The sequence below is a fragment of the Mesorhizobium sp. M0833 genome, from assembly GCF_040319905.1.
In the GTDB taxonomy this organism is placed as follows: Bacteria; Pseudomonadota; Alphaproteobacteria; order Rhizobiales; family Rhizobiaceae; genus Mesorhizobium.
Map to the genome: position 1 here is coordinate 143,489 of NZ_JAMYOQ010000006.1, position 22,139 is coordinate 165,627.

18 protein-coding genes and 1 tRNA gene are annotated in these 22,139 nt (G+C 62.0%); 9 read left to right on the forward strand and 10 right to left on the reverse strand.

Annotated features, from left to right (window positions below):
• Positions 1–53 precede the first annotated feature (53 nt).
• From coxB to NKH98_RS09535, 4 genes are all read right to left on the reverse strand, one after another.
• Positions 54–869 carry a cytochrome c oxidase subunit II gene (coxB, locus tag NKH98_RS09520; protein ID WP_254818347.1) on the reverse strand — a complete coding sequence of 272 codons (816 nt, stop codon included), beginning with the start codon at positions 867–869 and terminating at the stop codon, positions 54–56.
• Between the two features lie 268 nt (positions 870–1,137).
• Entirely contained in the window at positions 1,138–2,415 is a 1,278-nt protein-coding gene (locus tag NKH98_RS09525; RefSeq protein ID WP_502894223.1) for a PQQ-dependent sugar dehydrogenase, read from the reverse strand.
• A gap of 68 nt (positions 2,416–2,483) precedes the next feature.
• Positions 2,484–2,933 (reverse strand): DUF2231 domain-containing protein, encoded by a 450-nt coding sequence (locus NKH98_RS09530; RefSeq protein ID WP_254818349.1) that lies wholly within the window; start codon positions 2,931–2,933, stop codon positions 2,484–2,486.
• 128 nt (positions 2,934–3,061) lie between these two features.
• On the reverse strand, positions 3,062–3,418 hold the full coding sequence (locus NKH98_RS09535; RefSeq protein ID WP_254818350.1) for an SPW repeat protein: 357 nt from the start codon (positions 3,416–3,418) through the stop codon (positions 3,062–3,064).
• 494 nt (positions 3,419–3,912) lie between these two features.
• On the opposite strand from NKH98_RS09535, the gene NKH98_RS09540 reads away from it, so the two are divergent.
• From NKH98_RS09540 to NKH98_RS09550, 3 genes are all read left to right on the forward strand, one after another.
• Complete coding sequence (locus NKH98_RS09540) at positions 3,913–5,007, forward strand: glycosyltransferase family 4 protein (RefSeq protein WP_352479768.1); 1,095 nt, start codon at positions 3,913–3,915, stop codon at positions 5,005–5,007.
• 247 nt (positions 5,008–5,254) lie between these two features.
• Positions 5,255–6,109, forward strand: a complete 855-nt coding sequence (locus NKH98_RS09545) for a class I SAM-dependent methyltransferase (protein WP_352479767.1) — start codon at positions 5,255–5,257, stop codon at positions 6,107–6,109.
• A 359-nt stretch (positions 6,110–6,468) separates the two neighbouring features.
• Positions 6,469–9,048: a bifunctional diguanylate cyclase/phosphodiesterase gene (locus tag NKH98_RS09550; protein ID WP_352897996.1), complete on the forward strand. Its 2,580-nt coding sequence runs from the start codon at positions 6,469–6,471 to the stop codon at positions 9,046–9,048.
• Positions 9,049–9,135: 87 nt separating this feature from the next.
• Here the strand turns inward: NKH98_RS09550 and radC are convergent, their stop codons facing one another.
• Complete coding sequence (gene radC, locus NKH98_RS09555; RefSeq protein ID WP_352650918.1) at positions 9,136–9,882, reverse strand: RadC family protein; 747 nt, start codon at positions 9,880–9,882, stop codon at positions 9,136–9,138.
• A 53-nt stretch (positions 9,883–9,935) separates the two neighbouring features.
• Positions 9,936–10,763 carry a type I methionyl aminopeptidase gene (gene map / locus NKH98_RS09560; RefSeq protein WP_254818354.1) on the reverse strand — a complete coding sequence of 276 codons (828 nt, stop codon included), beginning with the start codon at positions 10,761–10,763 and terminating at the stop codon, positions 9,936–9,938.
• Positions 10,764–11,063: 300 nt separating this feature from the next.
• On the opposite strand from map, the gene NKH98_RS09565 reads away from it, so the two are divergent.
• The gene (locus NKH98_RS09565; RefSeq protein WP_352704499.1) at positions 11,064–11,363 is read left to right on the forward strand and encodes a DUF982 domain-containing protein; all 300 of its coding nucleotides are present in this window, start codon (positions 11,064–11,066) and stop codon (positions 11,361–11,363) included.
• A 124-nt stretch (positions 11,364–11,487) separates the two neighbouring features.
• On the opposite strand, the gene NKH98_RS09570 is transcribed toward NKH98_RS09565, so the two are convergent.
• The 3 genes from NKH98_RS09570 to phaC all read right to left on the reverse strand — a co-directional run bounded on the left by NKH98_RS09570 (position 11,488) and on the right by phaC (position 15,011).
• Positions 11,488–11,562: transfer RNA gene (locus tag NKH98_RS09570), tRNA-Glu, on the reverse strand.
• Between the two features lie 173 nt (positions 11,563–11,735).
• Entirely contained in the window at positions 11,736–12,848 is a 1,113-nt protein-coding gene (locus NKH98_RS09575; RefSeq protein WP_352897998.1) for a YcbK family protein, read from the reverse strand.
• Positions 12,849–13,175: 327 nt separating this feature from the next.
• Positions 13,176–15,011 (reverse strand): class I poly(R)-hydroxyalkanoic acid synthase, encoded by a 1,836-nt coding sequence (gene phaC, locus NKH98_RS09580; protein ID WP_352897905.1) that lies wholly within the window; start codon positions 15,009–15,011, stop codon positions 13,176–13,178.
• Positions 15,012–15,108: 97 nt separating this feature from the next.
• Between phaC and NKH98_RS09585 the strand changes: the two genes are divergently transcribed.
• From NKH98_RS09585 to recJ, 5 genes are all read left to right on the forward strand, one after another.
• Positions 15,109–15,495, forward strand: a complete 387-nt coding sequence (locus NKH98_RS09585; RefSeq protein ID WP_352704470.1) for a hypothetical protein — start codon at positions 15,109–15,111, stop codon at positions 15,493–15,495.
• A 40-nt stretch (positions 15,496–15,535) separates the two neighbouring features.
• Entirely contained in the window at positions 15,536–16,753 is a 1,218-nt protein-coding gene (locus NKH98_RS09590) for an LL-diaminopimelate aminotransferase (protein ID WP_254818358.1), read from the forward strand.
• 42 nt (positions 16,754–16,795) lie between these two features.
• A complete protein-coding gene (locus tag NKH98_RS09595; RefSeq protein WP_352704468.1) occupies positions 16,796–18,109 on the forward strand; it encodes a homoserine dehydrogenase in 1,314 nt (437 codons plus the stop codon).
• 200 nt (positions 18,110–18,309) lie between these two features.
• On the forward strand, positions 18,310–19,293 hold the full coding sequence (gene glpX / locus NKH98_RS09600; protein WP_352689960.1) for a class II fructose-bisphosphatase: 984 nt from the start codon (positions 18,310–18,312) through the stop codon (positions 19,291–19,293).
• A 60-nt stretch (positions 19,294–19,353) separates the two neighbouring features.
• Positions 19,354–21,138: a single-stranded-DNA-specific exonuclease RecJ gene (gene recJ / locus NKH98_RS09605; RefSeq protein WP_352897908.1), complete on the forward strand. Its 1,785-nt coding sequence runs from the start codon at positions 19,354–19,356 to the stop codon at positions 21,136–21,138.
• A 21-nt stretch (positions 21,139–21,159) separates the two neighbouring features.
• Here the strand turns inward: recJ and NKH98_RS09610 are convergent, their stop codons facing one another.
• Positions 21,160–22,131, reverse strand: coding sequence for a patatin family protein (locus NKH98_RS09610; RefSeq protein ID WP_352689962.1), 972 nt, complete (start codon positions 22,129–22,131; stop codon positions 21,160–21,162).
• Between the last annotated feature and the right edge of the window lie 8 nt (positions 22,132–22,139).

Genomic DNA, 22,139 nt, shown 5'->3' on the forward strand with positions numbered 1-22,139 from the left:
TCGGGCTTGCCGCACTATTTTCAATCCCGACGGCGCACCGTCGTTTCGGTTTCCTACTCTGCCGAGCCCATCTGTTGGGGCGCGGACAGCTGCGCAAAAGTCTGCTGCTGGCCAAGCCACGCCAGATAGTCTTCCTGCGTATCGACCATGACCACGCCATGCATCATCGGATGTCCCTGGCCGCAGAGTTCGGCACACAGGACCTGGAAGGTTCCGGTCTTGGTCGGAGTGAACCAGAAATAGGTGACCGAGCCCGGGATCATGTCCATCTTGGCGCGGAATTCCGGCACGTAGAAATCGTGCAGCACATCGATCGAGCGGAGCAGCATCTTGACCGGTTTGCCAACCGGGAGGTGCAGGTCGGCCGCTTCCACTACGACATCGTCCTGGCCGTTGGCATCGGTGGCGATGACGCCGAGTGGATTTTCAGCGTTGACGTCGCGAGTGTCGGATGTGCCGAGCTTGCCGTCCTTGCCGGGCAGGCGGAAACTCCATTGCCACTGCTGGCCGACGACTTCGACCTCGGTTGCGTCGCTTGGAACGTTAACGAACCGGCTCCAGACGAACAGGCCAGGAACGAGCAAAGCCGTGACGCCAACCGCGGTGACGACCGTCAGCCAGGATTCGAGCCGCCTGTTCTCAGGTTCATATGCCGCCTGATTGCCTTCCCGATGACGGAAGCGGAAGACGCAATAGGCCATGAAAAGAACCACGGCGGCGAAGACGACGCCGGTGATCCAGAAAGTTATGATGATGGTGTTGTCGATATAGTCCCAGTTCGAGGCAATCGGCGTCCACCACCATGGGCTCAGGAAGTGGAACAACACCGAGCCCACGACTATCAGAACGAGTACAAGCGCAACGGCCATGTCCCGGTTCCTCCCGGTATTCCAAGCAGCGCAAGCCGTCCCGGGAAATACCAAGTGCATCATAACTTGATTTGCGATGAAAATTCTAGAGCCGGCTGTGGGAAGGGCAAAAATACCATTTCGCGGCGCTGGCGGTCCTTCGGTCGGCGGTGACAGCGGCAGGCAATGGCGAGCACACCGAATGCGCTTGGCAGAACCACGGAACGGCGATCGTCGGGGATCCCTTCCACCTGCTCGACCGACAGCTCGACGAAGGGAGCGGGCCACTTTATTGGCCGGCAGATGTCATCCGCCAAACTGTGTTGCCGACATCGTCGGCTATGAGCAGGGCCCCGGTTTTGTCGACAGCCAGGCCGACAGGCCGGCCGCGCGCCTTGTTGTCCTTGTCCAGGAAGTCGGTCACCACGTCGGTAGCGACGCCGCTAGGATGGCCGCCGCTGAATGGTACGAACACCACCTTGTAGCCATTGAAGCGCGTGCGGTTCCAGCTGCCGTGTTCGCCAACGAAAGCGCCGCCGCGATATGCCTCGGGGAGGCTGTTTGCCGTATAGAAGGCCAGTCCCAGAGGGGCGACGTGGGAACTCAGCGCATAGTCCGGAACGATCGCTTTCGCGACCAGGTCCGGACGCTGGGGCATGACGCGGGGATCGAGATGCTGGCCATAATAGCTGTATGGCCATCCGTAGAAGCCGCCATCCTTTACCGACGTCAGATAATCCGGCACGAGATTGGGGCCGAGCTCGTCGCGCTCATTGATCACTGCCCAGAGCGCCCCGGTCTGCGGCTCCCAGCTCAGGCCGTTTGGATTGCGCAAACCGCTGGCGAAAATGCGCGACTGGCCGGTGGCCCGGTCCACCTGCCAGATGGCGGCGCGGTTCTTCTCGGCCTCGATGCCGTTTTCGGCGACGTTGCTGTTCGAGCCGATGCCGACATAGAGCAGCGAGCCGTCGGGGCTTGCCACCAGGCTCTTCGTCCAATGGTGGTCGATCGGGCCGCCGGGCAGGGCGGTTAGCGGCGTTCCGGGCGCGGTGATCTTTGTGTCACCAGTGTTGTAGGGATAGCGGACCATGGAATCGGTATTGGCGACGTAGAGATCGCTTCCCACCAGCGCCACGCCGAAGGGCGAGTTGAGGTGGTCGAGGAATACGCTGGTCAGCTCCGGCTTGCCATCGCCGTCGGCGTCGCGCAGCAGCGTAATGCGGTTGCTCGGGCCGCTGTCGCCGCCCGAGGTGACCCAGGACTCGATCCAGCCCATCACCAAATCCTTGGGCCGTTTGATCGGTTCGCGGCCAGGCGCCTTGGACTCAACCACCAGGACATCGCCGTTGGGCAGCACATAAAGCGACCGCGGATGCTGCAAGCCGTTGACAAAGGCCTGGATCTGCAGCCCCTGCGCGACTGTCGGCTTTTCGTCGTTCTTCCATCCGACCACGGAAGCGAGATGCATGGGCGGGAAGAAATATTGGACCGGCTCCGGCAGTTTTGGATTCGGCCCTATCTGACTGCTGGGGTCCGGGTCGTTGCCGCTGCACGCTGCAAGAGTGATCGCCGCAGTGCAAATGAGCACGGACACCGTGATGCGCCTGGTCTGACTGATGGAGCTTGCTGCGCGTATCAATCCGCCACTCCGACGTGATGCCGGTAAACCATGGACCAGCCCAGCCAACCGGTGAAGATAAGGATGAGCACGACAACCGCCGAGAGGATCAAGCCGGTGGGAACGATGGAGGTCCATGCATCGCGAGTGTGCACGAGCATGTTGATGATGGACAACGCCAGCGCCAGCAGATTGCCGAGCACGTGCGGCCAGGCGGGGGGCTGTGCCCTTACCAGCGGATTGGCCAGGAAATCGATCAGCCCCGCGATCGCTGCAAGGCAGCCCATGATCACGCCGACGGTAACCAGCCAAGCGGAGAAGTCAGCCCACATCATCTCCGCTGTTCGCCAGTAGGCCAGATCCGTCAGCAGGGTGCCGACGAAGCAGGCGATCGGAAACGGCACCAGCATCGGATGAATAGGATGTCCTGCAATCCTGGCCGTCGAACGCGGATTGTCACCGACCATGATGCGCCATCCTTCTTGGTTCTCGTCCAGACAACCGCCTACCCGGCCTCCGGCGGCTGTTGCCGAGAGGCCGGCAGACGACCGATCGATTTGTCAGGCCCAAAAAGGGCGCTGGCTGGCTGCGCCTGCTAGGCGGCCGACTGGGTCGGCGGGTTCTGGTACATCATCCAGAGCTCGATAGCCGCAAGCACGGCGACCAGAATGCCGATCACGACATGCACGGTCATTGCCGTGGTCGCCTGGAATCCAAGCACCCAGGGCGATACGAGAACCCACAGTCCGACGACCAGGTTTACCCACTCTTCCCACACGGCAAATGCTGCGAGGGCGGCAACCGACAGCACGACGATCAAGATTCCGCTGCCGAGGGCGTTCTGCGTCTGCGGGCCTGCCGCAAACGTGAAGATCCAGGGAGAGAAGAACAGAATTGCCCCAAGGATCAGGTTGGCTACGTCACAGAGCCTGGCGTTTGTCCACTGGTTCATGGCATCCTCCATAGGGAGCGTTTATGGCTCCCGAGTTCGGCAAGGTGGTGCCTGAGTTCGGCGAGATGCGCCCGAAGCCGCTCACTCCGTGTCACGGTAGTGCCCTGCCCAGCTGGAATTCCGCATCTGGCGGTACTCCAGCCAAATCCGGCTATCTAACTGAATTCCGGGCTTTATGTTCCATTCGGCACCGGCACGCCTGGATCACTTGGTGGTGATCGAGCGATCCAAAGCTGCCTGTCAGGGGGCGGCGGGGCGGCGGCGCGTAGCTCATTCTGTCTTTTTATCGAGCCGGTGAAACATTTCTTATGGATCGCAGTTCTTGGATCCAGAGGAGTTGAATAAGGGCAACCTGCTTGCACGGGAGGAGCACGGACGGCACAACTATAAATACGCTCTGCATAGAATACTTCGCAGCGAGAAGCTCTCGCTTGTCTTGGTTGCCGCCGAAGCTTGTTTGAAAGACGGCGGTCGCCGCCGAAAAGATTTTCTAAATGAAAATAGCCCAGATCGCGCCGCTAACCGAATCCGTGCCGCCCCGAACCTACGGTGGAACCGAGCGAATTGTTTCGTATCTGACCGAAGAACTTGTCCGACAGGGCCACGAGGTGACGTTGTTCGCCAGCGCCGATTCTCGTACCTCAGCCGAGCTGGTGCCGTGTTGCGACGTCGCGCTGCGCCTGAATCCCAGGGTCCAGGACGGTGGTCCGCACCACGTTATGATGCTTGAACGGGTGCGCCGGCGAGCCGATGAATTCGACGTTTTGCATTTCCACGTCGATGTTCTGCACTTCCCCATCATTCGGGATTTTGCCAGGCGAACGGTTACCACGCTTCACGGCAGGCTCGACCTGCCCGATCTGGCGCAGCTTTATGCTATGTTCGACGACGTTCCCCTGGTCTCGATTTCCTTCGACCAGCGCCGGCCCGTGCCGCCAGTCAATTGGATTGGAACCGTGCATCATGGCCTGCCCCGCGATCTTCTGCCATTCCACCCGAACACCTCTGGCTATCTTGCGTTTCTCGGTCGCATCTCGCCGGAAAAGGGGCCGGAAGCGGCCATAGAGATAGCAGCGCGGGCCGGGTTTCCCCTGAAGATCGCCGCCAAGATCGACAAGGTGGACCAGTCGTTCTGGAAGGAAAGGGTCGGGCCGCAAGTGCTGCGGCATTCGAACGTGGAGTTCATTGGCGAAATCGATGAGCGGCAAAAGGCGGATTTTCTGGGCAATGCGAAAGCGCTTTTGTTCCCAATCGACTGGCCGGAACCCTTCGGGCTCGTAACGATCGAAGCAATGGCCTGCGGTACGCCGGTGGTTGCGTTCCGGCGTGGCGCCGTCCCGGAGATCATCGATGACGGTGTGTCCGGATGGATCGTGGATACCGTCGAGGAAGCTGTGGGCGCGCTCCAGCGGATAGACAGCCTCGATCGCGCACGAGTGCGGCAGACGTTCGAGAAGCGGTTCACGGTCGAGCGCATGTGCAGCGATTATGTGGCACTCTACCGAGCACTCACGAACGGCACGGCGGGCGCAGGTGCCCCCACAAACGAACTCTCCCGAAATGTCGCGATGGTGGCTGTGCCGGGCTGAGGAACCGACAATCCACATGCAGACCACGAGGATGGCGTCAGGTGCGCCTGCAGGGTCTTATTGCCAAGCGCGGCGACTGCGCCAGAAGCCTTTGATCTGCGGCAAGCGTTCCAGAAGCTATGGTGTCCGCGAACGGTGGCAAACTGCCGCCCGGTCCGGATTGACGCGCGATACGTTCGCTGCAAAGGTAGTTTAACGACTTGTTTACCATGCGTCAGTCAGGGGTGGGGGGAATTTGGAACGGTTTTTGGGTGCGAACCGCCTTAATTGGGATGATCGGGCCGAACTGCACTCGACCGACACAACGGGCAGCTACCACATCGAGAATGTGCTGGCCGGCGGATCCAATCTCTACGAGCTGGAAACGCGCGAGGTCGGCGATATTGCCGGCAAGGATATCGTCCACCTGCAGTGTCACATCGGCCTCGACACGATCAGCCTGAAGAATCTCGGCGCAGGCAGTGTGACGGGGCTCGACTTTTCACCGGCGGCGATCGCGGCGGCGCGGGATTTTGCTGCGAAGGCAGGCACCGACGTGCGCTTCGTGGAAGCGCCACTGTTCGAAGCGGTGGAAGCGCTCGGTCGGACCTTTGACATCGCTTACGTTACATGGGGCTCGGTAAACTGGCTGGACGACGTTTTCCGTTGGGCGCGGGTGGTTGCCGACCTCCTGAGACCCGGCGGCCGTCTCTACATGGCCGAGGGCCATCCATTGATGTTTCAGTGCGATCGAAAGGCCGCGGCCCTGGAATTGAAGCACGACTGGCGAACGCCGATAGCTCGACCGCTCGCCTGGAACGAGGAACTGACCTACACCGGCGATGACCGCATCCTGAAGCATCCTCGCTATTATGAATGGATCCACCCGATCAGTGACGTGGTGAATGCGCTGATTTCAGCTGGTCTGACGCTCGATTTTCTCAATGAGCATGACACTGTTTCGTGGCAGCACTTTTCATTTGCCGTGCGGGCCGGCAAGGATATGTACGGCCTGCCAGAGAACTCTCCCAAGATACCGATGGCCTATTCCATTGGCGCGACGAAGCGCAGCATCGGCAAGATACCATACCTTGTGTCTCCCAAGGCGATCGAGGGGCACTAGTCCAGGTCGACGCTCCTGAGTACTCGGGTCGGAGCGTCGAAGTTTGCAATCGCTCGCGCTCCTCGATCTTCCGAAGGATCGCCGGCGCCAGCGCATCTCAACTCAATCAGTGGGACCATGTCAGTGGAAGTCGGCAGCTGGCTCCAACCGCTCGGGCCTGCAGCATCAGCAACGGGTCGGAAAGCGCAAAGCTCTAAGGAGCGTGAAGGTGACATTAAACATTGAAAGCTAATGTTTCCTCATCGGGTCGACCCGGGAACCTGAAATGGCACTTGAGGAATCGCCTATTGGCTTTTTTCCGCGCTAAGTTCGGCGGCATCAAGGAGGTCGTCTTTTCGTCGGCAAATATTCCGGCGGCGATCGCGCTTGTCGTCATACTTATCAGCGCCGCGTTCGCGGAGCACCAGAACAAAGTCGTCTCGGACCAGGCCGTCCGTGCGGACGTGTTGACCAAGGTCAATCTCATCCGCGCCAAGCTCGAAGGCAATATCAACGGAAACCTTCAACTCGTGCGTGGATTGGTCGCCGCCGTCGTGACCGAGCCTTATATGGGACAGCAACGCTTCGCCTCGCTGGCGAGCAATCTATTTGGCGCCGACTCGCAATTGAACAATATTGCCGGCGCGCCCGATCTGGTCGTTTCCCTGATGTACCCGATGGAGGGTAATGAGCAGGCGATGGGCCTGGACTACCGCAAGAACGAGCGGCAGCGTGCGGCTGCGCTGAGGGCGCGAGATGAACGCAAGCTGGTGCTTGCCGGTCCCGTCGAGCTGAAGCAGGGGGGACAAGGCTTCATCGGCCGCTTTCCGGTTTTCGTGCCCAGCGCGGGCAACACGGAAAGGTTCTGGGGCATTATTTCAGCCGTTGTCGACGTGCAGCGCCTTTACAAAGCGAGCGGCATGCTTGACGACGATCTCGGGATCGACGTAGCGCTGATCGGCAGGGACGCCCTCGGTCACCGAGGTGGTCAATTCTACGGCAATGAGGAGATCAGCAAAAGCGATCCGGTGACGGCTGACGTTTTGCTTCCTTCCGGCTCGTGGCAGCTCGCTGCCATTCCCAAGAACGGCTGGCCTTCGACGCCAAGTAACGCATGGTTGTTGCGCGCGATCATGGCGACGGCCGGGGCCTTGGTTGTGTTCCCTTTCCTGGTCACTGGTCGTCTGATAGGCGAAAGACAGCGCAATTATGCGGAATTGCGCCGATTGTCACGACGCCTCGAACTCGCTCTGGAAGCTTCGGCTATCGGGGTTTGGGAACACGATCTCGCGACCAACGAGCTTACATGGGATGAACGCGTCAATGAAATATATGGCAAACCAGCGGGGGAGCACCGGGGCTACACAGACTGGGCGGGAGCGATCCATCCAGATGATCTGGCTGGCGCCAACGCAGATTTCGATACGGCGGTGGCCAGCGGACGACCATATTTGTCGGAGTACCGGATTGTGCGCCCGAATGGCGAGGTCCGTCATGTCCGGTCCAAGGCGATCCTTTACCGGGCCACAAACGACACCCCAAAAATGATCGGCGCGGAATGGGACGTGACTGCCGACGTCCTGCTGAACAAGGATCTGGTTCGCGCAAAACAGCTGTCGGAGTCGAAAAATGCAGAACTCGAGTCGGCCAAGGCGCGCATAGAGCACATTGCGCTTCATGACTCGCTGACCGGCTTGCCCAACCGGCGTTACCTCGACCAGGTACTGGAAGACTACGCGGCAAACGCCAGGCGCTCAGGCGGGCGTGCGGCACTGCTTCACATCGATCTGGATCGGTTCAAGCACATCAACGATACGCTGGGCCACGCCGCCGGTGACGCGATGCTGGTTCACGCGTCGACAGTCCTCAGATCGAAGGTCGGCGACGAAGGATTCGTCGCCCGCATTGGAGGAGACGAATTCATCGTTCTGTGCGTGGTACGCGACGATACCAAGCAACTGGCGCTGCTTGCCGATCGGGTCATCAGCCAGATGCGCGAGCCCGTCTATTATCAGGGCCACCGGTGCCGTTTTGGCGTCAGCGTGGGTATAGCTGTCGACAACGGAAAAGATGTCGAAGCCAAACACCTGCTGGTGAACGCAGATATCGCGCTTTACCGAGCAAAGAGCCGAGGGCGCAATCGATACGAATTCTTCACTGACGCGATGCAAAGCGAAATCGTCGATACAAAACGGATTGCCGACGAAATTCTCGGCGGCCTCGAGCGCAACGAGTTCATCCCGTTCTACCAGCCCCAATTTGACGCAAAGACGCTCGAAATCGTTGGGGTTGAGGCGCTGGCGAGGTGGCAACATCCAGTAAAGGGTATTTTGGCGCCCGACATCTTCCTGAGGATTGCGGAAGAACTGAACGTCGTCTCGATCATCGACCAAGCCATATTGAAGCAATCGCTTTCGGATTTCGAAGAGTGGTCCGCTGCAAAACTTAACATTCCACGGGTATCGGTCAATGTCTCGGCGAGGCGCCTTCAAGACGAGGAGCTTATCAAGAGCCTGCGAGAACAAGATATCAAGAAAGGAACAGTTTCGTTCGAGCTTGTTGAGTCGATTTTCCTGGACGAGAACGACGATCTCGTCACGTGGAACATCGAGCAAATAAAAGAACTGGGGATTGACGTCGAAATAGACGATTTTGGTACCGGTTACGCTTCGATGGTCAGTTTGCTGAAGTTGCAGCCGCGCCGACTGAAGATAGATCGGCAGCTGGTCACCCCAATCGTCAAATCGCCGCAGAGAAGGCAGGTTGTCTCGTCGATCATCGAAATCGGCAAATCGCTGGGTATCGAGGTCGTGGCGGAAGGCGTCGAGACGATGCAGCACGCACGGCTACTCAAGGGCCTGGGCTGCGACATATTGCAGGGTTATGCCTTCGGCCACCCGTTCGACTCCGAGGGACTTAAGACATTTGTCCGATCGCGGCGCCTGCGCACGGCCAGCTGAGCCTCGGCGCCAGAATTTATCGAGCGACCGCCTTGACGTTGCGGTACATAGGCGCATAGCGGACAAAGCTGAAAACAACGCCAAACCTCAGATCAGCAGCAGGCCCTTCATGCTGGAGTGGCCTTTCCTGCCGATGATGATGTGGTCGTGAACGGCAATGCCAAGCGGTTTGGCCGTCTCTATGATCAGCTTGGTCATCTCGATGTCGGCGCGCGACGGCGTCGGGTCTCCCGACGGATGATTATGCGCCAGAATGATCGCCGTGGCAGAGAGCTCCAGGGCGCGCCTGACCACCTCGCGCGGATAGACCGGTGTGTGGTCGACGGTGCCGACCTGCTGCACTTCGTCGGCGATCAGCGCGTTTTTCTTGTCGAGGAACAGGATGCGGAACTGCTCGCGCTCCTCGAAGGCCATCACCGACCGGCAGTATTCGAGAACCTGCGTCCAGGTCGACAACAGCTCGCGGCCGGCGATCTCGCCGCGCGCCATGCGTTGCGCCGTTGCCGCAACCACCTTGAGGTCGAGCGCCACCGCCGGGCCGATGCCCTTCACTTCCTGCAGGCGCTCGACGGGCGCGCCGAGGACCTCGGCCAATGTACCGAAGCGTGCCAGCAAGGCCTTGGCGACTGGCTTGGTGTCGGCGCGCGGGATCAGCCGGAACAATAGAAGCTCGAGCAGTTCGTAGTCGGGGAGGGTGTTGGGACTGGCGGCGAAGCGCTCGCGCAAGCGGTCGCGATGACCGAGATAATGCGGCTTGTCGGCGGCCACGGCCTTCGCGGGCGATCGCACCGGCCTTTCGGGAAAGAAGGCCCGCTCGTCGTCGTCACCGTTCATGGCTGCCCCACCCAGCATTTGCCGGGCACGGTAACGCCCCGATCTGCCAGACACTAGGCCCGCAGGCCGGGGCGGTCGAGGTTTTTTGGCGACAGCGTGAAGATCTCGCAGCCGGTCTCGGTGACGCCGATCGTGTGTTCGTACTGCGCCGACAGCGAACGGTCGCGCGTCACCGCGGTCCAGCCGTCCGACAGCACTTTCACATGCGGCCGGCCGAGATTGATCATTGGCTCGACGGTGAAGATCATGCCCGGCCGCATCTCGACGCCTTCGCTGGCGCTGCCGTAATGCAGGATATTCGGCGCGTCGTGAAACAGCCGGCCGACGCCGTGGCCGCAGAAATCGCGCACCACCGAGCAACGCTCGGCTTCGGCATAGGTCTGGATGGCGGCGCCGATGGCGCCGGTGCGGGCGCCCGGCTTGATTGCCGCGATGCCGCGCATCAGGCACTCATACGTGACTTCGAGCAGCCGCTCCGCGGCACGCTTGATCGTGCCCACCGGATACATGCGCGAGGAGTCGCCATGCCAGCCGTCGAGTATATAGGTGACGTCGATATTGACGATATCGCCATCCTTCAACGGCTTGCTGTCGGGTATGCCGTGACAGACGACGTGGTTGATCGAGGTGCAGGATGATTTCGTGTAGCCGCGGTAGTTGAGTGTCGCCGGAAGCGCGCCATGGTCCATGCCGAACTCGAAGACGAAGCGATCGATCGCTTCGGTGGTGACGCCGGGCGCCACCATCGATACCAGTTCGTCGAGGCAGCGCGCGGTGAGATCGCAAGCCTTGCGCATGCCGATAAAGCCTTCCTCGTCGTAAAGACGGATCTGGCCGGTGTTTCTGAGCGGTGCCGTGGCGGCGTCGAGATAGGTGACCATTTTTATCCGTCTTGCAGGGATGCGAGGGCTGGATGAGCCCCCGCCAGAGAAATCTCCCCAGATTTGGCACTGGAAGGCGCAAGGTTCAAGGACGAACTGCCGGCGACGGTCGAGGACCTGCGATATTCACGCCAGGGGGCGTCCTCCTTTGCCTGTAGCGGCCTAATGCTTCCGCCGGGTTCATTGGCTACCGCAGTGACGACACATTTCTAGGCGAGAAGTCGGCCCAAGCATGAAGCCGCCACGGCAACTTTTTGCCGAACGATGTTGCTGCGGGGGTGTCGGTTCGGGAGAGGTCGAATGGACAGACTGCAATTTGCGGTGCCGGTGCGTATCGCGCCTGTGCCCGGCCAGCCGGTCGAGGAAATCTACAGTGTCGAGCAGGCGCTCGATTTGCTGCAAACGTGGCCGGTTCGCCGGAAGGGGCCAACCTACCAAGCCGCGTTCAATGCCTGTTTTGGCGCCACGGTGGACATCGTCGAGACCGAAGACGCATGGCGGGCCTTCATGGCCTTTTGCCGGGTGAGCGGCTTGCTTGCCAGGGACATGATGGTTCCTCCGCGCAAGCGCGGCGGCGAGGCGAGGGGGCTGAGGGCGTAGGGAGCCGTCGACACGATCCGCAGTCTGTCTTCGCCCCTTTGCTGACACCCCCTCAGAGTGGGTAGGGTCCAGCCACGCTTGCCAGCATCACGCTGGCGATAGACATATGCCAAGTTGAAATTGCTGGTACGCCCAAGGGGAATCGAACCCCTGTTACCGCCGTGAAAGGGCGGTGTCCTGACCGCTAGACGATGGGCGCGCTCAGATGTGAGCGCTTATAGTTGCGTCGCGACAAACCGGCAACCCGTCTGCCGCCGGCTGCGACAACTTTTTTCCTTTGGCTCCAAACCGCGTCTTTCCGACAGCCAAGCTGGTTTTGCGGCATGATGTAGCGTCGCCGAGCGAACTTCGCAGTGGCCGAAGAACCTCGCCCTAACCGCGCCTGCGGCAACGCCAGTTCCAGTCGCGCTCGGGGCCGACATCGACATGGACGGATTCGGTGTGGCAGTAGGTGCCGACGCCGCCGCGGCCCGGCATGGTGCGGATGTAGCTTGCCAGTTCCCACTTCGAGACGCCGGGAACCTGGATGTCGGCGGCGGCGCAGTACATGTGCAGCGAATTCTTGGCGCCGTTGGCGCGGCGGTTGCGGGCCGGATCGCGATAGCCGGAGGTGACCGTCATCTTGCGGCCGTAGTGGCCTTCGATCGTCTTCAGCACGCGAACCAGCGACGGCTTCAAGCAGGCGACATCGACGCTTTCGTTCTGTTTCAGGAGGCCGTTGGGCGCCAGCCGGGCAAGGCCGGCGGCGGAGGCGACCTGGTAGGCGCCACCCGAACCTTCGTCTTCGTTGAGATCGACGTCGCTCTCATCGTCGAGGCCGGATTTGCGCTTGATCTCGAACAGCGCCGTCTGGCGCACGCCCGGCAGCGCATCGGCCGTGAAATGGCTGGTATCGCCGGTCGACACCAGCTGCACCGGCTTTTCTGCCGAATTGGCCGAGGCCAGGGTAACGGTGGGTTTTGCCGCAGGCGTCGCCTTGGCCTGCACGACCGCTGCCTGCCCGCCCGATCTGCTGTTGGCCGGCGATGCTGCCGAAGCGGGGGTGGCGCTGAACAGCGAGGCCAGGAAGTTTTTCTTCGGTGCGTAGGCCTGTGGCTGCGGCATCTCGCCGGCGGTTACATAGACCGGGTTGTTCGTCGCCGCCGCGGCGGCCTTGGCGTCGGGCTTCGATGCATCAGCACTGTTCTGTGCCACGGCCTGTTCGGCCGTCTGGGCGTTTGGTTGCAGCGGCTGCGGCGTGTGTCCCGCGATCGTCTCGGCTGCCGTTGGAACGGCGATCGGGAAGCCGGCATCGGGCTTGGCCCCTGGCTTGGCTATTGGCACATAGGCGACTTGCTCGGGAAGGTTGGCGTCACCGTCGGCATTCATCGTCATTTGTGCGGTTGTCATCTGCGACGATGATGCGGCCGTACTGGCCTGGGGCGTACCGGCGGCCGTGCTGATTTCGGTAGCCGAGGTATTGTAGCCTGGCATGCCGACCGACATGGTCGGGTCGCCGGCCGAGGTGCAGGACGCCAGGAGCATCGAGAAAAGCGCCGCCACAATGGCGCGGCTTTCTCCCTTCGCGAGGCGCGATCCTGCTGATCTCAAAACAAAATTCCCCCTCGATATCCGACCGGTTCGTCATTGGCGCGGCGCCGAAACGTCTCGTCGAAATGACCCTTGTTCCCCGAACCGGAAACGAGACCTGTGTCAAATCTGCAAGCCTCAAAGTAATTTGGCGGCTAGAGGATGAATCAAGGCTGCTCAGGGTTGACGGCACCATTTCGCCCGCTTTTGGCGGCGCGTCAACTCACCACACATTACAGATGGTTACACGCGCACCTTGACATAGGTGCCGGGGGCTTCGCCTAGAACTTGCATATGCTCGCCCGGTTTGCGGGCCGGTACGCGGGTATTGTCCTTGGCTTCGATCCAGCGTTGCCAGTGCGGCCACCAGGAACCGGGGTGGGCTGTGGCCCCGGCGAGCCATTTGTCAAAGTCGCCGGCCGGCTTGCCGCCGGTCCAGTATTGATATTTCTGCGCCGCCGGCGGATTGACGACCCCGGCGATGTGGCCGGAGCCGGCCATGACGTAGTCGACCTCGCCGCCGAAATATTTCGAGCCGAGGAATACCGATAGCGCCGGCGCGATGTGGTCCTCCTTAGAGGCGAGGTTGTAGACCGGAATGGTAACGTCCTTCAGCGAAACCGTGCGGCCCGCCAGTTCCATCATGCCTTGCGAGAGCCTGTTCTCGAGATAGCAATTGCGCAAATAGAAGGAATGGTTGGCAGCGCCCATGCGGGTCGAATCGGCATTCCAGTAGAGCAGGTCGAAGGGCAGGGGATCCTTGCCGCGCATGTAGTTGTTGACGACATAGGGCCAGATCAGGTCGCCCGAGCGCAGCATGTTGAAGGCAGTCGCCATCTTGGTGCCGTCGAGATAGCCTTTCTCGTTCATCGCCTTCTCGACGGCCGCGACCTGCTCCTCGTCGACGAACACTTTTAGATCGCCGGCATAGGTGAAATCGACCTGGGTCGTGAAGAAGGTGGCGGATTTGATGCGGTGGTCGCCTTCCTGCGCCATCAGCGCCAGGGCCGCCGCCAGAAGCGTGCCGCCGACGCAATAGCCGATGGCGTTGACCTGCCTTTCGCCGGTTGCCTTCTCGATCGTGTCGAGGCCGTATTGCAGGCCCTCCCTGATATAGGCCTCCCAACTCTTGGCGCCGTGCCGCTCGTCCGGGTTGATCCAGGAGATTACGAACACGGTGTGGCCTTGCTCGACCGCCCAGCGAATGAAGGATTTTTGCGGGTTGAGATCGAGGATGTAGTATTTGTTGATCCATGGCGGGCAGATCAGCAGCGGCCGCTTGAGCACGGTGTCGGTAGTCGGCTCGTATTGCAGGATTTCGGCGACGTCGCTGCGGCCGACCACCTTACCCGGCGTGGCGGCGAGATTCTTGCCGATCTCGAAGGGCGAATAATCTGCCTGCCGCAGCTTCAGGTCACCCTTGCCCGCGGCGATGTCCTCGGCGAGCATCTTCATGCCGCGCACCAGGTTTTCGCCGTTCGAGGCGACAGTCTCGCGAAACAATTCCGGATTGGTCAGGATGAAATTCGACGGCGAGATGGCATTGGACACCTGCTTGACATAAAAGCCGGCCTTGTGGCGGGTATGCTCGTCCAGGCCGTCGGCGTGCTCGACCAGTTCGGCCGCCCAGCGCGAGGTGACCAGATACGCCTGTTTGAGGAAATCGAAGAAGGCGTTGCGGCCCCATTCCGGGTCCTGGAAACGCTTGTCGCCGCGCTCGGGCTTGACCGCATCCTCGGCGTCCTCGGCGCCGGCGCCGACGCGCTGGACAGCATTGGCCCAGACGGTCATGTAGCCGGAAAACAGCCGCGTTTGCGCCTCCAGCGCGCGCTGCGGGTCGGAGAGCCAGTACTCGGTGAGCTTGGAGAACGTCTTCACCATGTCGACGACCGGCTCGGCGACGTGATCGCGTACCTCGCCCTTTTCCCGCGGCTCGGCCCATGCCGAGGCGGCTTTGCCGGCCTGCTCGATCATGCGGGCCATGTTCAGAGCGAAGCGTTCCGGGTCCTTCACCAGATATTGCTCGACGGTCGAAGGTTGGTCATCTTCCGCTTTGCCCGAATCGGGTGTTTTGGCCATGGTTCGCGGGGTTCCTCCCGAAGCGTTTTGTTGACATATTACCATGGGATATCGAACAGGGTCCAATGTGCTCTAACCCGGCCGCCAGGAAAACAATATGACGATTAATATTGGCAAGAACGTTTTTTCCGGCACTGGTCGTTTTTGCCGCATGGCGCTCGTCATGTTGGCGATGGCCGGTTGCACGAGCAGCAACATGGAAGGTGCGGCGCCCGCCACCGGCCTTGTCGGCGCGAAGGACACCGGTTCCTATCCGAACCTGAACATCCGGCCGCAGGTGGCGGCCGAGCAATTCACCGACGAGGAAAAGAACGCCAAGCTCGCCCAACTGAAGGCCGAGAAGCAGAGCCAGACCGCCAAGGGCGGCGGCGTCAAGGTTGCGGACCAGGCAGCGCTGGACCAGCTGGCAAAAAAACACGGCGCCGAGGCGCTGAAGCAGATCGAAGGCAAATGCGACCCCGCTCTCGACCCTAGTTGCAAATAAGCTTATACGCGCGACCGCAACCTCACTGTCTGGAACTGCCATGGAAGAATTTCACAAGGTCCGCCGGCTTCCGCCCTATGTCTTCGAACAGGTCAACCGCCTGAAGGCCAGCGCCCGTTCGCGCGGCGCCGACATCATCGATCTTGGCATGGGCAATCCGGACCTGCCGACGCCCAAGGCCATCGTCGACAAATTATGCGAGGTGGTGCGCGATCCGCGCACGCACCGATATTCGTCGTCGCGCGGCATTCCGGGTCTGCGCCGTGCACAGGCCAACTACTATGCCCGCCGCTTCGGCGTGAAGCTCGACCCGGACAGCCAGGTGGTGGCGACGCTCGGCTCGAAGGAGGGCTTCGCCAATATGGCACAGGCGATCACCGCCCCCGGCGACGTGATCCTGTGCCCCAATCCGACCTATCCGATCCACGCCTTCGGCTTCATTATGTCGGGCGGCGTCATCCGCTCGCTGCAGGTCGAGCCGGACGACGGCTTTATCCCGGCCCTGGAGCGCGGCATCCGCCATTCGATCCCGAAGCCGCTGGCTCTGATCCTCAATTATCCGTCCAACCCGACGGCACTGGTCGCTTCGCTCGATTTCTACAAGGAGGTGGTGGCCTTCGCCAGGAAGAACGACATCATCATCCTGTCGGATCTTGCCTATTCGGAGATTTATTTCGACGGCAATCCGCCGCCTTCGGTGCTGCAGGTGCCGGGCGCCATAGACGTCGCCGTCGAGTTCACCTCGATGTCGAAGACCTTTTCGATGCCGGGCTGGCGTATGGGTTTTGCGGTCGGCAATGAACGGCTGATCTCGGCGCTGACGCGGGTGAAATCCTATCTCGACTATGGCGCCTTCACGCCGATCCAGGTGGCGGCGGCGCATGCACTGAACGGCGACGGCGCCGACATCGCCGAAGTGCGCGACGTCTACCGCAAACGCCGCGATGTCATGGTCGACTCCTTCAGCCGTGCCGGATGGACCATTCCCGCACCGGCGGCATCGATGTTCGCCTGGGCGCCGATCCCGGAGCCGTTCAAGCACCTTGGCTCGCTTGAGTTCTCCAAGCTCCTGATCGAGCACGCCGACGTCGCGGTGGCGCCGGGCGTCGGCTTCGGCGAGCATGGCGACGATCACGTGCGCATCGCGCTGGTCGAAAACGAGCATCGGATCCGGCAAGCGGCGCGCAACATCAAGCGCTTCCTCGCATCCAGCGCCAAGCAGCCGAATAATGTCGTACCGCTCGCCGCGCATCGCTGATCTTATACACATCGACCGAATTGTTGAGGGGCGTCGCCGGACATGGCTGAAGCGTTGCGTGTTGGAATTGCCGGCCTCGGCACCGTCGGTGCGTCTGTGGCCCGTGTGCTGCGCGACAAGGCGGCCGAACTGACGCGGCAGTGCGGACGCGATATCGTGGTGTCGGCGGTTTCGGCCCGCGATCCCAAACGCGACCGCGGCGTTGATCTTGGCACAGCACAGTGGTTCGACGATGCCGTCAAGATGGCGCAGATCGCCGAGATAGATGTCTTCGTCGAGCTGATCGGCGGCGACGAAGGCCCGTCGCGCTCGTCCGTCAAAGCGGCGCTCGAGGCCGGCCGACATGTCGTTACCGCAAACAAGGCATTGCTTGCCAAGCACGGGGTGGCATTGGCCGAGATCGCCGAGAGGAAAGGCGTGCTGCTCAATTACGAGGCGGCGGTGGCCGGCGGCATTCCGGTTATCAAGACAATGCGCGAGGCGATGGCCGGCAATTCGGTGACCCGCGTTTTCGGCATCCTCAACGGTACCTGCAACTACATACTGACACGCATGGAGGCCGAGGGCCTGTCCTTCGATGCCTGCCTGAAGGACGCGCAACGGTTGGGCTATGCCGAAGCCGACCCGACCTTCGACATCGAGGGCCACGACACCGCACACAAGCTGTCGATCCTGACCAGCCTGGCTTTCGGCACGAGGATCGCCGCCAACGATATCTATATGGAGGGCATCTCCAACATCAGCCAGGCCGATATCCGTGCGGCCGGCGATCTCGGCTACCGGATCAAGCTGCTTGGCGTCGCCCAACGCACCGAAAGCGGCATCGAGCAGCGCGTGCATCCGACCATGGTGCCGACGGCCTCGGTCATCGCGCAAGTGCACGGCGTCACCAATGCGGTGGCCATCGAGACCGACATCCTCGGCGAATTGCTGCTCTCCGGCCCCGGTGCCGGCGGCAACGCCACCGCATCGGCGGTGATCGGCGACATCGCCGACATCGCTAAAAGCCGGCCTGGCTTCCAGCATGGTCCGGTTTTCGGCCGGCCGGCGAAGGAGCTCAAGCCCTATAAGAAGGCGCAGATGCGCAGCCATGCCGGGGGTTATTTCATCCGGCTGACCGTGCACGACCGCCTCGGCGTCTTCGCGGCAATAGCCAAGCGCATGGCCGACAACGACATTTCGCTGGAATCGATCGTCCAGCATGCCGCCGGTCCGGAAACCGAGGCACAGAAGACCGTCATCCTGGTGACCCACGAGACGACCGAGGCGGCGGTGCGCAAGGCCGTCGACGGCATCACCAGGGACAGCCTTCTGACCGACAAGCCGCAAGTCATCCGCATCGAGCGGGCCGGATAGAAGTCTCCTTATTTGCCTTTAATCGATTGATATTGCTGCGTTTTCAAAAAGGTCCAGCGCAGGTCTTGCTGTTGTCACGGGGCTTTGACACAAGGAGCGCGTCTCTGGCGGGAGGCTAATGCATGTCGCCCAAAAGTGTGCGGCGGTTTTTGGGACGACGACATGCATGAAAACAAAGTGCCAACGAGGATTGTCCATCGATGAATGTGGCCCAGAACATTGTCGCCGGCCTCGACCGGATACTGACCATGGAATTGGTGCGCGTCACCGAACGCGCCGCGGTCGCGGCCGCCAGATTGCGCGGACGCGGCGACGAGAAAGCCGCCGACCAGGTTGCGGTCGATGCCATGCGGCAGGAACTCAACCGTCTTGCCATCAACGGCACGGTAGTGATCGGCGAGGGCGAGCGCGACGAGGCGCCGATGCTTTATATCGGCGAGGAAGTCGGTACCGGCAAAGGCCCGGCTGTCGACATCGCGCTCGATCCGCTCGAAGGCACGACGATCTGCGCCAAGAACCTGCCCAACGCATTGGCCGTTATCGCCATTGCCGAAAAAGGCAGCCTTTTGTTCGCGCCGGATGTCTATATGGACAAGATCGCGATCGGCCCGGGCTATGCCGACGGCATCATCGACATCGATGCCTCGCCGGCCGAAAACATCGCCAGCCTCGCCAGGGCCAAGGGCGTGCCGGTGGCGGAGATCACCGCCTGTATTCTCGACCGGCCACGCCATGGCGCGTTGATCGAAGCCGTGCGGGCGACCGGCGCCGCGATCCGTCTGATCGGCGACGGTGATGTCGCCGGGGTCATCCACACCACCGATCCGGACGAGACCGGTATCGACATTTATCTCGGCACCGGAGGCGCGCCGGAAGGCGTGCTCGCAGCTGCCGCCTTGCGCTGCACCGGTGGCCAGATGCAGGGCAGGTTGATCCTCGATACGCCGGAAAAGCTGGCGCGCGCCGCCAAGATGGGCATCTCCGACCCCAAACGGATCTACCACACGCAAGACATGGCACGCGGCGACGTGCTGTTTGCCGCGACCGGCGTCACCGACGGCAATATGCTGGCCGGCGTCAAGTTCGGCCACAATTTCATCACCACGCACACGATCGTGCTGCGCTCGTCATCGCGGACCGTGCGCGAGATCAAGGCCAGGCACCAGGATCTGGAAAAGTTTTGATTTCGACTCAGTTAGCCGTTGCATATTGTGCGCAATGACAAATTGCAGACGGCGCATCACGTGACGGGGGAAAGACGCTTTTTCCTCGATGTCAGGCAATCGGCCACCGGCGTTTCCTGGGAACACCGGCTGACCGAGCGCCAGGACATGGCCGCGCTCGCCATCGCGCAAGGTTATGGCGTGCCCGACATCGTGGCGCGCGTGCTGGCCGGGCGCGGCGTCACCGCCGAGCAGACCGAGCGGTTTCTCGATCCGACCATCCGCAACCTGCTGCCCGACCCGGCATCGCTGACCGACATGGACAAGGCCGCCTCTCGTATCGCCCAGGCGGTGACGGCCAGGGAAAAGGTAGCGATCTTTGGCGATTACGATGTCGACGGCGCCGCCTCGTCGGCGCTGCTCAAGCGCTTTCTCGCGCATTTCTCGGTGCCGTCGGAGATCTACATACCGGACCGCATCTTCGAGGGTTACGGCCCCAATCCGGAAGCGATGCGCGAACTCGTCTCGCGCGGCGCGGCGCTGATCGTCACCGTCGATTGCGGCACCAATAGTGCTGCTTCCATCGATGCGGCGAAGGCCGCCGGCGCCGACGTCGTGGTGCTCGATCACCATCAGGTCGGCGGGCCGTTGCCGGCGGCGGCTGCGGTCGTTAACCCAAATCGCGAGGACGACCTTTCCGGCCAAGGTCATCTTTGTGCCGCCGGCGTCGTCTTCCTTTGCCTGGTGCAGACCGCGAAGATCCTGCGCGGCCGCTTGCCGGATGCCGCACCGCCGGACCTGCTTGCGCTGCTCGACCTGGTGGCGCTGGGCACAGTCTGCGACGTGGTGCCGCTCACCGGCGTCAACCGCGCCTTCGTGATCAAGGGGCTGCAGGTGGCGCGGCAGCAGAGAAACGAAGGGCTGGCGGCGTTGGCGCGGGTCTCGCGTATAGGCGAGCCGATCAGCACGTTCCATCTGGCCTTTCTGATCGGTCCGCGCATCAACGCCGGCGGGCGCATCGGCGACGCAGCACTTGGCAGCCGCCTGCTTGCAACCGACGACCCGGTCGAAGCCCGCACCATCGCCGAGACGCTGGATCGGCTCAACCAGGAGCGGCAGTCGATGGAGCAGGAGATGCTGGCCGCGGCGCGCTCAGAGGCCGACGCCGAGCTTGCCGGCGGCAATGGTCCGGCCATCGTGGTCACAGCCAGCAGCAACTGGCACCCGGGCATTGTCGGCCTGCTTGCCTCGCGGCTCAAGGACCATGCGCGCCGGCCCGCATTTGCCATTGCCTTCAACGCCAACGGTGTCGGTACGGGTTCAGGCCGTTCAGTGTCTGGCTTCGACCTCGGCCGGCTGGTGCGCGAGGCTGCCGATGCCGGACTTATCGTCAAGGGCGGCGGCCACGGAATGGCGGCCGGCATCACTGTCGAGCGGGCGAAGCTCGGCGAACTCAGGGCTTTCTTCGAAGAGCGCGCGGCGGTGGACGTGTTCCGCCTGCAAGGGCAGGAGAGCCTGGCGATCGACGGTGCGCTTGCCGCCGAGGGCGCGACGCTCGCGCTGCTCGATGCACTTGAGAGGGCAGGGCCGTTCGGCGCAGGGCATGTCGCGCCGGTGTTCGCGCTGCCGCGCCACCGGCTTGTCGATGCGCGGGCGGTCGGCACCAACCACATCCGCGCCGACCTGCAGTCGGAAAGCGGCGGCCGCATCCAGGCGATCGCCTTTCGCGCCGTCGATACCGCGCTCGGCGAATTCCTGTTCAAGAACAGGGGTAAGCCGGTGCATGTAGCCGGCTCGCTGTCGGGCAACCACTGGAACGGCAACCGCACGGTGCAATTTCGTATCGTCGACGCGGCGCTTGCCTGAGAAGCTCGCCGTCCGCTCTGCCTAAGCGAGGACGGTCTGCAGCCGGGTCAAGTCGCCGATCTGCGCCATCGTTGCCTGGTAGCCGATACGGATTGCTTCGTCGGCGCGGTGGAATTCGGTCAGGCCGATATGGCTGAGCTTCGGCTGCAGCGATATGTCCGGCGGGTCGCCGGCCAGCCTGGCGCGCGAAATGCGATCCTGAATGATGTTGAAGGCCTCGACCATGACGCCGGTAATGCCGAGCCGCGTCTCGCGCGACTGGCGTTCGGGATCGGCGTGGCCGGCCCGCGGCGCGTCTTTCTCGATGACCAACTCGCCGGCATTGTGCTTGATCACCGCGGCGCGGCCGAACAGATCGTAGTGAAGGTTCACCGCGACCACGAGCGGCTGCTCGTAGGCACGGCAAACCGAGACCGGCACCGGATTGACCAGGGCGCCGTCAACCAGCACACGCCCATTGCAGGCGACCGGCTCGAACACGCCGGGCAGCGCGTAGGAGGCGCGCATTGCGGTGCTCAACGAGCCGCTCGACAGCCAGATCTCATGGCCGGTGCGGATTTCCGAAGCGACGCAGACGAATGGTTTTGGCAGGTCCTCGAAGCGGATGCCGGCTATGTGCTCGCGTAGCCGCGCATCGAGCTTCATGCCACCGAACAGGCCGCTGCCGCGTAGATTGAGGTCGAGAAGGCCAAAAATGCGCCGCCTGGTCAGGCTGCGCGCGAATTCTTCCAGCTCGTCGAGCTTGCCGGCAACATAGCAGCCGCCGACCAGCGCGCCGATCGAGGTGCCGGCGATCATCGACACTTCGATGCCGGCTTCGTCAAGCGCGCGCAGCACGCCGATATGCGCCCAGCCGCGCGCACAGCCGCCACCCAATGCCAGCGAAATCCCTGTTTTGCCCGGAGATATGGTTTCGGATGCGCCCGCGGCCGAGGAGAGGCCATTCGCCTCCCGAACGTCAGGTCTGTTGCGCAATGACGCCCAGTCGAGCATCACAATCT

Coding starts and splice junctions, on each gene's coding strand:
- glpX (WP_352689960.1), top strand. CDS start 18,310: ATGAATGTGGCCCAGAACATTGTCGCCGGCCTCGACCGGATACTGACC.
- coxB (WP_254818347.1), bottom strand. CDS start 869: ATGGCCGTTGCGCTTGTACTCGTTCTGATAGTCGTGGGCTCGGTGTTG.
- NKH98_RS09595 (WP_352704468.1), top strand. CDS start 16,796: ATGGCTGAAGCGTTGCGTGTTGGAATTGCCGGCCTCGGCACCGTCGGT.
- NKH98_RS09610 (WP_352689962.1), bottom strand. CDS start 22,131: ATGCTCGACTGGGCGTCATTGCGCAACAGACCTGACGTTCGGGAGGCG.
- NKH98_RS09565 (WP_352704499.1), top strand. CDS start 11,064: ATGGACAGACTGCAATTTGCGGTGCCGGTGCGTATCGCGCCTGTGCCC.
- NKH98_RS09590 (WP_254818358.1), top strand. CDS start 15,536: ATGGAAGAATTTCACAAGGTCCGCCGGCTTCCGCCCTATGTCTTCGAA.
- NKH98_RS09575 (WP_352897998.1), bottom strand. CDS start 12,848: ATGTCGGTCGGCATGCCAGGCTACAATACCTCGGCTACCGAAATCAGC.
- map (WP_254818354.1), bottom strand. CDS start 10,763: ATGGTCACCTATCTCGACGCCGCCACGGCACCGCTCAGAAACACCGGC.
- NKH98_RS09540 (WP_352479768.1), top strand. CDS start 3,913: ATGAAAATAGCCCAGATCGCGCCGCTAACCGAATCCGTGCCGCCCCGA.
- radC (WP_352650918.1), bottom strand. CDS start 9,882: ATGAACGGTGACGACGACGAGCGGGCCTTCTTTCCCGAAAGGCCGGTG.
- NKH98_RS09535 (WP_254818350.1), bottom strand. CDS start 3,418: ATGAACCAGTGGACAAACGCCAGGCTCTGTGACGTAGCCAACCTGATC.
- NKH98_RS09585 (WP_352704470.1), top strand. CDS start 15,109: ATGACGATTAATATTGGCAAGAACGTTTTTTCCGGCACTGGTCGTTTT.
- phaC (WP_352897905.1), bottom strand. CDS start 15,011: ATGGCCAAAACACCCGATTCGGGCAAAGCGGAAGATGACCAACCTTCG.
- NKH98_RS09530 (WP_254818349.1), bottom strand. CDS start 2,933: ATGGTCGGTGACAATCCGCGTTCGACGGCCAGGATTGCAGGACATCCT.